At 66.9% G+C, this 14,531-nt stretch carries 10 protein-coding genes; 9 read left to right on the forward strand and 1 reads right to left on the reverse strand.

Features of this window, described 5'->3' with window-relative positions:
- Nucleotides 1-9: 9 nt before the first annotated feature.
- The 4 genes from AC3A6M_RS14925 to ahpF all read left to right on the forward strand — a co-directional run bounded on the left by AC3A6M_RS14925 (nt 10) and on the right by ahpF (nt 4,466).
- Nucleotides 10-618 (forward strand): chemotaxis protein CheB, encoded by a 609-nt coding sequence (locus AC3A6M_RS14925; RefSeq protein ID WP_487853507.1) that lies wholly within the window; start codon nt 10-12, stop codon nt 616-618.
- Nucleotides 615-1,829 carry a hybrid sensor histidine kinase/response regulator gene (locus tag AC3A6M_RS14930; RefSeq protein WP_487853508.1) on the forward strand — a complete coding sequence of 405 codons (1,215 nt, stop codon included), beginning with the start codon at nt 615-617 and terminating at the stop codon, nt 1,827-1,829. Before AC3A6M_RS14925 ends, AC3A6M_RS14930 begins: the two co-directional genes overlap by 4 nt.
- Before the next feature lie 202 nt (nt 1,830-2,031).
- Complete coding sequence (gene ahpC / locus AC3A6M_RS14935; protein WP_487853509.1) at nt 2,032-2,595, forward strand: alkyl hydroperoxide reductase subunit C; 564 nt, start codon at nt 2,032-2,034, stop codon at nt 2,593-2,595.
- A gap of 287 nt (nt 2,596-2,882) precedes the next feature.
- Nucleotides 2,883-4,466 carry an alkyl hydroperoxide reductase subunit F gene (gene ahpF, locus AC3A6M_RS14940; RefSeq protein ID WP_487853510.1) on the forward strand — a complete coding sequence of 528 codons (1,584 nt, stop codon included), beginning with the start codon at nt 2,883-2,885 and terminating at the stop codon, nt 4,464-4,466.
- Here the strand turns inward: ahpF and AC3A6M_RS14945 are convergent.
- The gene (locus tag AC3A6M_RS14945) at nt 4,427-6,379 is read right to left on the reverse strand and encodes a PAS domain-containing hybrid sensor histidine kinase/response regulator (RefSeq protein ID WP_487853511.1); all 1,953 of its coding nucleotides are present in this window, start codon (nt 6,377-6,379) and stop codon (nt 4,427-4,429) included. The genes ahpF and AC3A6M_RS14945 overlap by 40 nt on opposite strands.
- Before the next feature lie 546 nt (nt 6,380-6,925).
- Here AC3A6M_RS14945 and AC3A6M_RS14950 point away from each other — a divergent pair.
- Genes AC3A6M_RS14950 through pdeM form a run of 5 tightly spaced genes read left to right on the forward strand, consistent with a single transcriptional unit; the run spans nt 6,926 to nt 14,474 of the window.
- Nucleotides 6,926-8,641, forward strand: a complete 1,716-nt coding sequence (locus tag AC3A6M_RS14950; RefSeq protein WP_487853512.1) for a RecQ family ATP-dependent DNA helicase — start codon at nt 6,926-6,928, stop codon at nt 8,639-8,641.
- A gap of 8 nt (nt 8,642-8,649) precedes the next feature.
- A complete protein-coding gene (locus AC3A6M_RS14955; RefSeq protein WP_487853513.1) occupies nt 8,650-9,699 on the forward strand; it encodes a ligase-associated DNA damage response exonuclease in 1,050 nt (349 codons plus the stop codon).
- Complete coding sequence (locus tag AC3A6M_RS14960) at nt 9,692-11,323, forward strand: ATP-dependent DNA ligase (RefSeq protein ID WP_487853514.1); 1,632 nt, start codon at nt 9,692-9,694, stop codon at nt 11,321-11,323. Before AC3A6M_RS14955 ends, AC3A6M_RS14960 begins: the two co-directional genes overlap by 8 nt.
- Nucleotides 11,320-13,815: a ligase-associated DNA damage response DEXH box helicase gene (locus AC3A6M_RS14965; protein ID WP_487853515.1), complete on the forward strand. Its 2,496-nt coding sequence runs from the start codon at nt 11,320-11,322 to the stop codon at nt 13,813-13,815. Before AC3A6M_RS14960 ends, AC3A6M_RS14965 begins: the two co-directional genes overlap by 4 nt.
- On the forward strand, nt 13,812-14,474 hold the full coding sequence (gene pdeM, locus AC3A6M_RS14970; protein WP_487853516.1) for a ligase-associated DNA damage response endonuclease PdeM: 663 nt from the start codon (nt 13,812-13,814) through the stop codon (nt 14,472-14,474). Before AC3A6M_RS14965 ends, pdeM begins: the two co-directional genes overlap by 4 nt.
- Nucleotides 14,475-14,531: the final 57 nt, after the last annotated feature.

Raw genomic sequence — 14,531 nt, forward strand, 5'->3', positions numbered from 1 at the left:
GACGCCGCCATGGACGACGCCGGACTGCAGGCGCTGCTCGCCGGCCGCCGCATCGAGGCGGTGGTGATCGGCGCGTCCGCCGGCGGGGTCGAGGCCCTGGGAACGCTGCTGCCTGCGCTGCCGGCCGGCTACCGGCTGCCGGTCATCTGTATCTTGCACCTGCCGGGCGACCGCGACAGCCGCCTGGCCGAGCTGTTCGCCGAGCGCCTGCCGCTGCCGGTCCGGGAAGCCCTCGACAAGGAAGCGATCGAGCCCGGCACCGTGTATTTCGCCGGTTCCGGCTACCACCTGTCGGTGGAACGGGACTTCACGTTTTCGCTGAGCTGCGAGCCGCCCGTGCACTTCGCGCGCCCCGCCATCGACGTGCTGATGGAATCGGGCGCCGACGCCTACGGCCCCGGCCTGGTGGGCATCCTGCTCACCGGCGCCAACCACGACGGCGCCGCCGGCATGGCCGCGATCCATGCCAACGGCGGCCTGACCGTCGTGCAAGACCCCGATGACGCCCAAGTGGCCACCATGCCCCGCAGCGCCATCGACCGTTTTTCCCCGCACCTGATCCTGCCCCTGGCCCGCATCGGGGCGTTGCTGCCCATGTTGGAGAGCGAAAAATCATGAGCGCACCAGACCCAAGCAAACTGCTGATCGTCGACGACCTGCCGGAAAACCTGCGCGCGCTGGACGCCCTGATCCGCGACGGCCAGCGCCAGGTGTTCCAGGCCTCGTCGGGCGAACAGGCGCTGACCCTCATGCTCGAGCACGAGTTCGCGCTGGCCATCCTGGACGTGCAGATGCCGGGCATGGACGGCTTCGAACTGGCCGAGCTGATGCGCGGTACCGAGCGCACCCGCAACATCCCGATCGTGTTCGTCTCGGCCGCCGGCCGCGAGCTGAACTATGCGTTCAAGGGCTACGAGCAGGGCGCGGTCGACTTCCTGCACAAGCCGCTCGACCCGGACGCGGTGCGCAGCAAGGTCAACGTCTTCGTCACCCTCGACCAGCAGCGCCGCGAGATGCGGCGCCAGATGGAAGCGCTGGAACGCAGCCGGCGCGAGCAGGACATCCTGCTGCGCGAACTGAACAAGACCCAGGAAGAGCTGCAGCGCTCGCTGCGCATGCGCGACGATTTCATGTCGCTGGTGGCGCACGAACTGCGCACCCCGCTCAACACGCTGTTCCTGGAAACCCAGATGCGCAGCCTGCAGCTCAATCGCGGCAACCTGCCGGCCTTCAATCCCGAGCAGATGGGCAAGATGATCAAGCGCGACGAGCGCCAGATCAAGGCCATGATCCGCCTGATCGACGACATGCTGGACGTCTCGCGCATGAAGAGCGGCACGCTGTCGATCCGGCCGGCCAAGGTTGAACTGATGGGCTTGCTGGAGCGGGTCGTCAACGACCTGTCCCTGCAGGCGGCCGCGGCCAACTCGACCCTGCAACTGGCCGGCCACGGTCCCGTGGAAGGGTTCTGGGACGAGTTCCGGATCGAGCAGGTGATCGTCAACCTGCTGACGAATGCGCTGCGCTACGGCGGCGGCGGCACGGTCGAGATCAGCGTGCATGAAATAGGTTGCAACGTGCGCATCGACGTGCGCGACCATGGCAAGGGCATCGCCCCCGATTACATCGACCGCATCTTCGAACCCTACGAGCGCGGCGCCAAGGCCGGCGAGCCGAAGGGCCTTGGCCTGGGCCTGTACATCTCGCGCCAGCTGGCCACCTCGCATGGCGGCGAGCTGACCGTGCAGAGTACGCCGGGGCAGGGCGCGACGTTCAGCCTGCTGTTGCCGTGTACCGAAGAGGCAGTGCCGGCCGTCGCCTCCGCTTGAACGTCGTCTCGCGAAGGCCGGGACCCAAGTTCTGCAAGCATTTCGGTAGCGTTAGCAAACTTGGGTTCCCGCCTGCGCGGGAACGACGGCGTCATGATAGCTAAAATCAATTGATGAAATCCGTTCAATTAATTTCACATTCAATGGCGTGCGCGGTATAGTACGCACCTAACGTTTTTTTAACCCCGAAAGAGGAGCTTTCATGTCCATCATCAACACCGAGATCAAACCGTTCAAGGCAACCGCTTTCCACGACGGCAAGTTCATCGACCTGACCGAAGCCGACTTCAAAGGCACCTGGTCGGTCCTGATGTTCTACCCGGCTGACTTCACCTTCGTCTGCCCGACCGAACTGGAAGACCTGGCTGCTTTCCAGCCGGAATTCGCGAAGATGGGCGTCAAAGTCTACGGCGTGTCGACCGACAGCCACTTTGCCCACAAGGCATGGCACGATACCTCGGAAGCCATCAAGAAAGTGAACTACCCGCTGATCGGCGACCCGACCGGCACCCTGTCGCGCAACTTCGAAGTCATGATCGAAGAAGAAGGCATGGCCCTGCGCGGCACCTTCGTGATCAATCCGGAAGGCCAGATCAAGGTCATGGAAGTGCATGACAACGGCATCGGCCGCGACGCATCGGAACTGATGCGCAAGGTCAAGGCGGCCCAGTACGTCGCCTCGCACCCGGGCGAAGTCTGCCCGGCCAAGTGGAGCGAAGGCGCCGAAACCCTGAAGCCGTCGCTGGACCTGGTCGGCAAGATCTAATCGCCGAATGTGCGTGGGCACGGGGTGCCCACCCTACATTGGCGCTACCGTAGGGTGGGCTCCCCAAGCCCACGTGCGGTACACGTAGTACCAAGGAGACCGTCCGCGAGGGGCGGCCGGTCTCCACCCCCTCCCAAGAAGCAGCCCACACGCGATGGGCCTGCCCTGAAAGACAGGCGATCAAACTGGTCGATCTGCCAGCCTGGATTTACCACTTTGATTTGATGGGATGCGCCCGCATGTGCGACGCATCGGCTTGAACACGTTTGAAGAAAAAGGATATGACCATGAGCGCTCTCGACAATGACCTGAAGACCCAGCTGGGTGCCTATCTGCAACGCGTGCAGCATTCCTTCGACATCGTCGCGTCGCTGGACGACAGCGAGACGTCGAAGCAGATGCTGGACCTCCTGCAGACCATCCAGGGTCTGCGCGCCGACAAGATCACCCTGCGTACCGATGGCAACGATGCGCGCAAGCCGTCGTTCAGCCTGAAACGCACGGGCAGCGACACCAGCCTGCGCTTCGCCGGCCTGCCGCTGGGCCACGAATTCACGTCGCTGGTGCTGGCCCTGCTGTGGACCGGCGGCCATCCGCCGAAGGTCGAGCAGGACGTCATCGACACGATCAAGGCGCTGGACGGCGATTACGACTTCGAAGTCTACATGTCGCTGACCTGCCATAACTGCCCGGACGTGGTGCAGGCGCTGAGCCTGATGGCGATCCTGAATCCGCGCGTGAAGACCACCGTCATCGAAGGCGGCGCGTACCAAGAGGAAGTCGAGGCCCGCCAGGTGATGGCGGTGCCGATGGTGTTCCTGAACGGCGAGATGTTCGGTTCCGGCCGCATGATGATCGAAGAGATCGTCGCCAAGCTGGACAAGGGCGCCGGCGAGCGCGACGCCGCCAGGCTGAATGCGAAAGAGCCGTACGACGTGCTGATCGTGGGCGGCGGCCCGGCCGGCTCGGCTGCCGCCGTGTACGCGGCCCGCAAAGGCATCCGCACCGGCATCGCCACCGGGCGCATGGGCGGCCAGGTGAACGACACGATGTCGATCGAGAACTACATCTCGGTGCTGGAAACGGACGGTCCGAAGTTTTCGAGCGCGCTCGAAGCGCAGGTGCGGAACGTAGGGGTCGACATCATGACCCAGCAGGAAGCCGCGCAGCTGATCGCTCCTTCCGCGCCGGGCGAGCTGGTCGAAGTGCGCTTCGCCAACGGCGGTTCGCTGAAGTCGAGCACCGTGATCCTGGCGACCGGCGCGCGCTGGAGGAATGTGAACGTGCCGGGCGAAGAGCAGTACAAGAACGCCGGCGTGAACTACTGCCCGCACTGCGACGGCCCGCTGTACAAGGGCAAGCGCGTGGCCGTGATCGGCGGCGGCAACTCGGGCGTGGAAGCGGCGATCGACCTGGCCGGCATCGTCGAGCACGTGACCCTGCTGGAGTTCGCGAACCAGTTGAAGGCGGACGCGGTGCTGGTGAACAAGCTGAACAGCCTGCCGAACGTCACCGTCCACGTGAACGCCCAGACCACCGAGATCACTGGCGACGGCAAGAAGGTCAACGGCATCAGCTTCAAGGACCGGGTGAGCGGCGAAGACCGGCACGTGGCGCTGGAAGGCGTGTTCGTGCAGATCGGCCTGGTGCCGAACACCGAGTGGCTGAAGGGTTCGGTGGAACTGTCGCGTTTCGGCGAGATCGTGGTCGACGCCCACGGGCGCACCAACATCCCGGGTGTGTTCGCCGGCGGCGACGCCACCACCACGCCGTTCAAGCAGATCGTGATCGCGGCGGGCGACGGCGCCAAGTGCGCACTGTCGGCCTTCGACTACCTGATCCGCATGCCGGTGGCGGTCGAAGCCGCGTAAGTTCTCTCCTCCAGCATGGCCTGCAGCTTGTCCAGGTCGATCGGCTTCACCAGGTGGTGGTCGAAGCCGGCTTCGCGGGTCCGTGCGCGGTCGCTTTCCTGGCCGTAGCCGGTCACCGCGACCAGTAGCGCGCCAGCCGTTTCAGGCTGGGCGCGCAGGCGGCGCGCCAGTTCGACCCCGTCCATGTCGGGCAGGCCGATGTCGAGCAGGCAGACCTGCGGCGCGGCGTCGGCGGCGCGCGCGAGCGCGCGGTGCGAGCCATGCTCGACCAGCACCTCGTGGCCGGACGCTTCCAGCAGCATCGCCAGCGTATCCGCCGCGTCCTCGTTGTCGTCGACCACCAGGATGCGCAGCGGTCCCGGTCCGGCCGGGGCGGCCGCATCCGCAGCCTGGCCTTGTCCCGCGGCGGCTTGTGCGTTCAGGCGCGGCAGGCTGACCACGAAACGGCTGCCGTGGCCCAGGCCCGGACTGTCGCAGGTCACCGTCCCGCCGTGCAGCTCGACCAGGCTCCTGACCAGCGCCAGGCCCAGGCCCAATCCGCCCGAAGCGCGGTCGGCGCTGCGCTCGGCCTGGGTGAACAGGTCGAAGGCGCGCGCCACCAGCTCGGGCGCCATGCCGATGCCGTTATCGACGACCGCGATGCGCACCTCCTCCTCGCCGGCCTCGACCTCGAGGCGCAGCAGTCCGCCTTCCTGGGTGTACTTGGCGGCGTTGTTCAGGATATTCGCCAGCACCTGCACCAGGCGCTTCTTGTCGCCGCAGACCAGTGCCGGCGCGCGAGCCTGCCGCACGTCGAGCGTCTGGCGGCGCGCCTCCACCTGCGGCATGACCTGTTCGACGGCCTCGAGGGCAATCTGGGCGACGTCCAGCGGCGCACGGTCCAGTTCGACCAGGCCGCGCGTGACGCGCGAGACGTCGAGCAGGTCGTCGATCAGTTCCGTCATGTGGCGCACCTGGCGCCCGATGATCTGGCTGGTCGTGCGGATCGTCGTTTCGTTGGGCCTGGCGCGCAGCAACAGGTCGGCCGCGGCGCCGATCGGGGCCAGCGGATTGCGCAGCTCGTGCGCCAGCATCGCCAGGAACTCGTCCTTGCGCCGGTCCAGTTCCTTCAGCTTTTCTTCCGCCACCTTGCGTTCGGTGATGTCGCTGGCGGCGCCGATCCATTCGTCGACCTCGCCATCTTCGCGGAACATCGGCACCGCCCGGGACAGCGTCCAGCCCTGGCTGCCGTCGACGCGGCGCACGCGGTGTTCCAGTTCGAAGACGCGCTTGTGGCGGATCGCGTCCGCGATTTCCGCGTGCACCATCGGCTGGTCTTCCTGCGGGACGTACTCGTCGAGCCAGAGACGGCGCGGATCGGCCGTGTCCTTGATGAAACCGCGCCCTTCGAGCTGGCGCAATTCGGTCCAGTCGGAGCTCATGCGGTAGATGACGTCCGCCGACGCATGGGTCAGCGCCCGGAACCGGGCCTCGCTCTCGCGGATCGCGGCCAGCGCGCGCACCCGTTCGGTCACGTCCGAGGTGGTGTGCGAGATGCACAGGATCTTGCCGTCGGCGTCGAAGATCGGCGTGCTGACGGCATCCCAGAAACGCTCTTCGAAGACGACTTTGCCATTCGGTAGTTGCACGCGGATGGGATAGCGCTGGGCCGGCAGGGTGTCCACCTTGCCGGTGGCGGCGACGCGCGCCAGGGATTGCCTGAGGTCGGATTCGCCGGTGTCGGCGGGATCGTCCGGGTTGCGCGGGAAGGCGGCGAACAGGCTGGCGCCGACCAGTTCTTCGCGCCGGCGTCCGGACGCTTTCAGGAAGGCGTCATTGACCGCCAGGACGGTCGCCTCGGGCGTGGGGGAGAGCAGGTAATTGCCGATCGGGGAATGCTTGAAAACCGCTTCGAACAGGGATATGGACTGCATTGGATTGTCACCAGGCCGGGTTGGTCACCCATTGTAAGAGAAGCTTACAGGAAAATGGTGTCAATTTAACACTGTGGTTGTGTTCCCGACGATTGGGGAGCACGAGCGGAAGCGCGCCGGCCTGTGAGTCTCAGCTCAGGGCAGCGTCGCTGGAGCATGCCGCGGGCACGCCAGGTCGAGGGATGCGGGACTGCGAGTCTGCCGCATCGATCAGTGGAAGAACATGGGAGCCATGCCATTCAGGGCATCGGTTTCGACCAGCAGCCAGGTGGCAATGCTGATCAGGCCGACGTGAAGTGCGGTCCAGGTGGCAGGGAAGATGCGGATCATGATGAACCTCCAAGGGAGTGCCGGTTTCGGGAGAATATGCTTCCATCATAGGTCGGCTGCTGACTGGCAACTATCGGCGGGAATTCCGCCGAGTTGTAGGAAAAGACCTTGTCAATTTGTCTGAACGCTTGTGGAAAGGTCTAGTGGCGCTCCTACGGTAACTGTAGGTTGCGTCCTATAGCGGTTCAGATCGGCCCGCCGTACAGTTGGGCCATCATGACCCGACACGAACCCAGACTCCTGCACAAAGGCCTGCTTGCGGTACGCCGCAACACCATCCGCCGCCTGTTGAATACCATCTTCGGCATCCAGCAGCTGCGCGACGGCCAGCAACGCGTGATCGACAGCGTCCTCGATGGCAAGGACACGCTCGCGATCATGCCCACCGGCAGCGGTAAATCGCTGTGCTACCAGATTCCCGCCCGTATTCTCGAAGGGATGACCATCGTCGTCTCGCCCCTCATCTCGCTGATGAAGGACCAGCTCGAAAAGCTGGAGCAGATGGGGATCCGCGCCGTGCAGGTCAACAGCAGCCTGTCCGCCGAAGAAGAGCGCGGCTCGCTCGCCGCGATCCGCGAGAACCGCTGCGAGATCGTGTTCTGCACCCCCGAGCGCCTGGTGATGGCGGAATTCGTCGAGGTGCTGAAGGAAGTGAAGACCGCCCTGGTGGTGGTCGACGAAGCCCACTGCATCTCCCAGTGGGGCCACGACTTCCGCCCGGCCTATCTCGAGATGACCGGCGCGATCGAGGCCCTGGGCCGTCCGCCGGTGCTGGCGCTGACCGCCACCGCCACCGAGGACGTGGTCGACGATATCGGACGCCAGCTCGGCCGCCCGCGGATGAATGTCATCAACACCGGCGTCTACCGCCCGAACCTGCACTACCGCGTGCTGCAGGTGACGAACCCCGAGGAAAAGCTGCGCGAGGCGCTGCGCCTGGTACGCGAGACCGAAGGCAAGGGCATCGTCTACGCCGCCACCGTCAAGTGCGCCGAAGAGATCCATCATCTGCTGCAGGAGCAGGGCGAATCGGTCACCATCTACCACGGCAAGCTGCATGCCGCCGAGCGCAAGGAAAACCAGGACCTGTTCATGAACGACGAGCGGCGCGTGATGGTGGCGACGAACGCCTTCGGCATGGGCATCGACAAGCCGGACACGCGTTTCGTGATCCACCTGCAGATCCCCGCCAACCTGGAAGCCTATTACCAGGAGTCCGGGCGCGCGGGGCGCGACGGCAAGGATGCCGAATGCACGCTGCTGTTCCTGCAGGACGACAAGCGTGTGCAGCAGTTCTTCCTGGTGAAGCATTACCCGACCGCCGACGAGATCCGCGCCGTCTACGAGGCCGTGCGCGAACTGGCGGAGAGCGACACCGCCACGCCCGAGCGCATCGAAGAGGCAGACGGCGAGCTGTCCGGCCCGAACCTGAAGGTGTGCCTGAAGCTGCTGAAGGATGCGAAGCTGCTGCGCCAGTCGCGCAAGCTGGCCTGGAACGTCACGGCCCAGGAGCCGAAGGCCAGCCTGTTCGAGGCGATGGCCGCGGTCTACCGCCAGAAGCAGGAACACGACAAGGAAGCGCTCGAGCAGATGGTGTCCTATGCCGTCAGCGGTTTCTGCCGCTGGAAGCTGCTGCTGGATTACTTCGGCGACGAAGTCGAGGGCTTCGAGAAATGCTGCCGCTGCGATAACTGCCTGAATCCGCCGGCGGCCGTGCTCCTCGACGACATCGAGATCCGCGACGACGAGTTCGACCGCGAGCCGGAACCCGCGCCCGACCCGGCATCCTCGTTCGACGCCGGCGACCGCGTGAAGGTGCCAAAATACGGCGAGGGCGTGGTGCTGTCCGTGGCCGGGGAGCAGGTCACGATCGACTTCCCGGACGGCGAGCAGCGATCCTTCCTGAAGGAGTTCGTGGAACACATCGGATAAGGAGACCTATGGGTGACATGGTCGTCGTAAGGAAGGAAGGCTTGTACTGCGTCCCTGGCGATTTCTACATCGACCCCTGGCGGCCGGTGGAACGGGCCGTCATCACCCATGCGCACGGCGACCATGCGCGCTGGGGCCACCGCCACTATCTGGCCTCGGACGCGAGCGTGAACATCCTGAAGTCGCGCCTCGGCGCGGACATCGACATCGACGGCCTGGCCTATGGCGAGCGCGTCGTGCACAACGGCGTCGCGATCTCGCTGCACCCGGCCGGCCACGTGCTCGGGTCCAGCCAGGTGCGCATGGAATGCGGGGGGGAAGTCTGGGTCGCCTCGGGCGACTACAAGGTCGAACCCGATGCCACCTGCGCCCCTTTCGAGCCGGTGCGCTGCCATACCTTCATCACCGAATCCACCTTCGGCCTGCCGATCTACCGCTGGGACCCGCAGCAGGAAGTGTTCGACGAGATCAACCGCTGGTGGCGCCGCAATGCGGATGAGGGCCGCACCAGCGTGCTGTACGCCTATGCCTTCGGCAAGGCCCAGCGCGTGCTGTCCGGGCTGGATGCCTCGATCGGCCCGGTCGTCTGCCACGGCGCGGTCGAGCCGCTGAACCGCGTCTACCGCGAGGGCGGCATCGACCTGCCGCCCACCCGGCTGGTCAGCGAGACCGGCAAGGACGAGATGAAGCGCGCGCTGGTGCTGGCGCCTCCCTCGGCGGCCGGCTCGACCTGGACCCGCCGCTTCGGCGACTATTCCGACGCATTCGCCAGCGGCTGGATGCTGCTGCGCGGGGCGCGCCGGCGGCGCGGCGTCGACCGTGGCTTCGTGCTGTCCGACCATGCCGACTGGCCCGGCCTGTTGAGCGCCATCGAAGCCACCGGCGCCCAGCAGGTCGTGGTCACGCACGGCTCGATCCCGGTGATGGTGCGCTGGCTGTGCCAGATCGGGCTGGATGCGAAAGCCTTCGACACGGAATACGGCGACGAAGACGACGACGCCACCGGCTCGGCCGCGCCGGAAGAAGGGGAGGCAAAAAAGGAGGCGAGCGATGCGTGAATTCGCCCGCCTGTACGCCGACCTCGACGAGACCACCGCGACCAACCGCAAGCTCGAGGCCCTGCAGAACTACTTCGAGCATGCGTCGCCAGAGAACGCGGCCTGGGCGGTCTACTTCCTGGCCGGCGGCAAGCCGCGCCAGACCGTGCCGACCAAGGTGCTGCGCGAAGCCGCCATCGCCTATGCCGGCCTGGACGAGTGGCTGTTCGAGGAATGCCACGCGGCGGTGGGCGACATGGCCGAGACCATCGCCCACATCCTGCCGGCGCCGAAGCGCCACAGCGACGTCGGCCTGGCCGTGTGGATGGAAGAGCGCATCGGCCCCTTGCGCGGCGCCGACCCGCTCACGATCCGCGAGAAGCTGTTCGAGTACTGGGACGAGCTGACCTGGCGGGAGCGCTTCCTGTTCGTGAAGCTGATCGGCGGCGGTTTCCGGGTCGGGGTGTCGAAGCTGCTGGTGACGCGCGCGCTGGCGGCCATCGCCGCGGTCGACGCCAAGCTGATCGCCCAGCGCCTGATGGGCTGGACCGACGGCCGCGTGCGCCCGACCGGGGCCGGCTTCCTGCAGCTGATCGCACCCCAGTCCGACGACGAGCACAAGCTGCGCGGCGGCCAGCCCTATCCCTTCTTTTTGGCCCACCAGCTGCAGGGCGATCCGTCCGCGCTGGGCGCATTGCACGACTGGCAGGTCGAGTGGAAGTACGATGGCATCCGCGCCCAGCTGGTGCGGCGCGGCGGCCAGAACTACCTGTGGTCGCGCGGCGAGGACCTGATCACCGAGCGCTTTCCCGAGCTGGCTTCGTTGACCCTGCCGGAAGGGACGGTGGTCGACGGCGAGGTGCTGATCTGGACGACCGGGGACGCGCCGGCGCCGTTCGCCGACCTGCAGAAGCGCATCGGCCGGAAGACCCTCAGCGCCAAGCTGCTGGCCGAGCTGCCGGCCGTGCTGCTGGCCTACGACCTGCTGGAACTGGACGGCGTCGACCTGCGCGGCCTGCCGCAGCACGAGCGGCGCGCCTTGCTGGAAACCCTGGTCACCGGCGTGGCCAAGCCGCAGCTGCGCATCTCGCCGCTGGTGACGGCCGACACCTGGGACGACCTCGGCAAGCTGCGCGGCGAATCCCGCGCGCGCGGCGTGGAAGGCATGATGCTGAAGGCGAAGGATGCCCGGTATGGCGTAGGCCGCACCAAGGACGTCGGCACCTGGTGGAAGTGGAAGATCGATCCGTACGCGGTGGACGCCGTGCTGATCTACGCCCAGCCGGGCAGCGGCCGGCGCGCGTCGCTGTACACCGATTACACCTTCGCCGTGTGGGATGGCGACGGCGAGCAGCGCCGCCTGGTGCCCTTCGCGAAAGCGTATTCCGGCCTGACCGACGCCGAGATCCGCCAGGTCGACGCCACCATCCGCCGCACCACGGTCGAGAAGTTCGGCCCGGTGCGTTCCGTCAAGCCGACCATGGTGTTCGAGCTGGGCTTCGAAGGCATCGCGCTGTCGCCGCGCCACAAGGCCGGCATTGCGGTGCGCTTTCCGCGCATCCTGCGCCGGCGCGAGGACAAGCCGGTCGAGGAGGCGGATACGCTCGATACCCTGAAAGGCTTGTTACAGGCGGCGGGGCCATGAGCAAGTCGCAGGCTGAAGCAGCGGTCGACGCCTGGTTCGCGGCGCGCGGCTGGAAGGTATTCCCGTTCCAGCGCGCCGTGTGGAAGGCCGCGCTGGCTGGGCAGTCCGGCCTGCTGCACGCGAACACGGGCGCCGGCAAGACCTATGCCGTGTGGTTCGCGGCGATGCTGCGCGGCGCCAACCGCGCGCGGCGTGACCGCACCGGCCTGCGCGTGCTGTGGCTTACGCCGATGCGCGCGCTGGCCGCCGACACCCAACGCTCGCTGGAAGTCTCGGCGGCGGAACTGGGCGCCGCCGGCCCTGACGGATTCAAGGACTGGACCCTCGGCGCGCGCACCGGCGACACCGGATCCGCCGAGCGTGCGCGCCAGTCGAAGAAACTGCCCGGCGCGCTGATCACGACCCCGGAATCCTTGACCCTGCTGCTCTCGCACGCGGCCGCGCGCGAGCAGTTCAAGCACCTCGACATGGTCATCATCGACGAGTGGCACGAACTGATGGGCAGCAAGCGCGGCGTCCAGGTGCAGCTGGCGCTGGCGCGCTTGCGGCGCTGGAATCCGGATCTCGTCGTGTGGGGCCTGTCGGCCACCATGGGCAACCTGCAGGACGCGCGCAACGTGCTGCTGGGGACCGATGCGGACGAGCGCAGAAGCGTGCTGGTGGAGGGCGACCTGAAGAAGCAGATCGTGGTCGACTGCCTGATTCCGCAGAACGTCTCGCGCTTTCCGTGGGGCGGCCACCTGGGCCTGCAGATGCTGCAGCCGGTCATCGACGAGATCGACAAGAACGGCGCCACCCTGGTGTTCACCAACACCCGAGCGCAATCGGAGATCTGGTACCAGAACCTGATCGAGGCGCGCCCCGACTGGGCCGGCGTGGTGGCGCTGCACCACGGTTCGCTCGACCGCGAGGTGCGCGAATGGGTCGAGAAAGGCATGAAGAACGGCGAACTGAAGGCCGTCGTGTGCACCGCCAGCCTGGACCTGGGCGTGGACTTCCTGCCGGTCGAGCGGGTGCTGCAGGTCGGCAGCGCCAAGAACATCGCGCGGCTGCTGCAGCGGGCCGGGCGCAGCGGCCATGCGCCGGGCCGGATCTCGCGCGTGACCCTGGTCCCCACCAATAGCCTCGAACTGCTGGAAGCGGCCGGCGCCAGGCGCGCGGTCGCCACCCGCCGGATCGAGGCGCGCCAGGTGCCGAACAAGCCCATCGACGTGCTGGTGCAGCACCTGGTGACGATCGCACTGGGCGGCGGTTTTCGTTCGGACGAGCTATATGAAGAAGTGAAGAGCGCCTGGTCCTACCGCCACCTCACGCCGGAGGAATGGCAGTGGGCGCTGGACTTCGTGGCGCGCGGCGGGCAGAGCCTGTCCGTGTATCCGGAATACCGGCGCGTGCTGCCGGACGAGGAGGGCGTCTACCGCGTGCCCGACGCCGCCATCGGCCGCCGGCACCGCATGAGCATCGGCACCATCGTCTCGGACGCGCAGATGCAGGTGCAGTACGTGAGCGGCGGGCGGATCGGCAGCGTCGAGGAGTCGTTCGTGGGCCGCCTGAAGCCGGGCGACCACTTCCTGTTCAGTGGCCGCATCCTGGAGCTGGTGCGGGTGCACGAGATGACGGCCTACGTCAAGCGCAGCAGTTCCACCCGGGGCGCGATCAGCCGCTGGGGTGGCACCAAGGTGCCGCTCAGCGCCGAGATGGCGCGCGCCGGACTGGAAGAGCTCGAGCGGGCGTCGAAGGGAATCTTCGAGGGGCCGGAAATGCAGGCCGTGCGGCCGCTGCTGGAGGTGCAGGCGCGCTGGTCGGCCCTGCCGACCGGCGAGGTGCTGGTGGTCGAGAGCATGAAGAGCCGCGAGGGCCATCACCTGTTCGTCTACCCCTTTGGCGGACGTTCGGTGCACACGGGCCTGGCGTCGCTCCTGGCGTTCCGGGTCGGCAAGGTGATGCCGTCGACCTTCTCGGTGGCGGTCAACGATTACGGCTTCGAACTGCTGTCGCCGGAACCGGTCGACTGGGCGCGCATGTTCGATGCGCAGACCGGCGCAGATGTCGGGCTGCTCGATACCGGCCGCCTGCTCGAGGACGTGCTCGACAGCCTGAACGCGACCCAGCTCGCGCAGCGGCGCTTCCGCGAGGTGGCGCGCATCGCCGGGCTGGTGAACCAGGGCTTCCCCGGCCAGCGCAAGTCGATGCGCCAGGTGCAGGCGTCGAGCGCGCTGTTCTATGAAGTCTTCCGCAAGCACGACAGCGGCAACCTGCTGCTGACCCAGGCCGAGCGCGAAGTGCTCGAGCAGGAGCTGGAGCTGACCCGCCTGCGCGATACCCTGCAGTCGCTGCATGCGCGCCGCATCGCGTTCCATGAGGTGAAGCGCGCCACTCCCTTCGGCTTTCCGCTGATGGTCGAACGCTTCCGCGAAAAGGTCTCGACCGAGAAGCTGTCCGACCGCGTGGCGCGGATGGTGCGCGAACTGGAAAAGGCGGCCGCGGCATGAACACGATCCCCGGCGCAGTGACGATCGCGATCGACGGCGAGCCGCTGCTCCTGCTGCCGCAGAAGGCCGCGTTCTGGCCGCGCGAGGGCATGCTCATCATCGCCGACATCCACTTCGGCAAGGCTGCGGCCTTCCGCTCCTGGGGCATCCCGGTGCCGAAAGGGACGACCAGCGAGAACCTGCAGGCGCTCGACGAACTGGTCACCCTGACCGGCGCCAGGCACGTGCTGTTCCTCGGCGACTTCCTGCACGCGCGCGCGGCGCACGCGGCCGGCACCCAGGCGGCGATGCTGGCCTGGCGCCAGCGGCGCCGCGAACTCGTGCTGACGCTGGTGCGCGGCAACCACGACAAGCATGCCGGCGATCCGGCCGCGCAGCTCGGCATCGGGCTGGTCGACGAACCCTACACGATCGGTCCGTTTTCCTTCTGCCACCATCCCGACATCGACGCGCCGGGCTATGTGCTGGCCGGCCACGTCCATCCGGTGTACGTGCTGGCGACGCGCTCCGACGCGCTGCGCCTGCCGTGTTTCATTGCCGGGCCGGGGCGCATGATCCTGCCGTCCTTCGGCGCGTTCACCGGCGGCCATGCGCTGCGCCCGGAGCCCGGCGAGCGGGTATGGGTGAGCTCGGGCGAGGCTGTGCACAGCGTTCGTTAGCGCACCGAGCCATCCGGACCTGCGGCGTAAGCTGGACACATTGACAATTACCGTTTC

Source organism: Telluria sp. Soil_C_11 (assembly GCF_057657395.1).

Excerpts from the sequence above, each read along its gene's own strand:
- AC3A6M_RS14925 (WP_487853507.1), top strand. The coding sequence starts at position 10 with ATGGACGACGCCGGACTGCAGGCGCTGCTCGCCGGCCGCCGCATCGAG.
- AC3A6M_RS14930 (WP_487853508.1), top strand. The coding sequence starts at position 615 with ATGAGCGCACCAGACCCAAGCAAACTGCTGATCGTCGACGACCTGCCG.
- ahpC (WP_487853509.1), top strand. The coding sequence starts at position 2,032 with ATGTCCATCATCAACACCGAGATCAAACCGTTCAAGGCAACCGCTTTC.
- ahpF (WP_487853510.1), top strand. The coding sequence starts at position 2,883 with ATGAGCGCTCTCGACAATGACCTGAAGACCCAGCTGGGTGCCTATCTG.
- AC3A6M_RS14945 (WP_487853511.1), bottom strand. The coding sequence starts at position 6,379 with ATGCAGTCCATATCCCTGTTCGAAGCGGTTTTCAAGCATTCCCCGATC.
- AC3A6M_RS14950 (WP_487853512.1), top strand. The coding sequence starts at position 6,926 with ATGACCCGACACGAACCCAGACTCCTGCACAAAGGCCTGCTTGCGGTA.
- AC3A6M_RS14955 (WP_487853513.1), top strand. The coding sequence starts at position 8,650 with ATGGGTGACATGGTCGTCGTAAGGAAGGAAGGCTTGTACTGCGTCCCT.
- AC3A6M_RS14960 (WP_487853514.1), top strand. The coding sequence starts at position 9,692 with ATGCGTGAATTCGCCCGCCTGTACGCCGACCTCGACGAGACCACCGCG.
- AC3A6M_RS14965 (WP_487853515.1), top strand. The coding sequence starts at position 11,320 with ATGAGCAAGTCGCAGGCTGAAGCAGCGGTCGACGCCTGGTTCGCGGCG.
- pdeM (WP_487853516.1), top strand. The coding sequence starts at position 13,812 with ATGAACACGATCCCCGGCGCAGTGACGATCGCGATCGACGGCGAGCCG.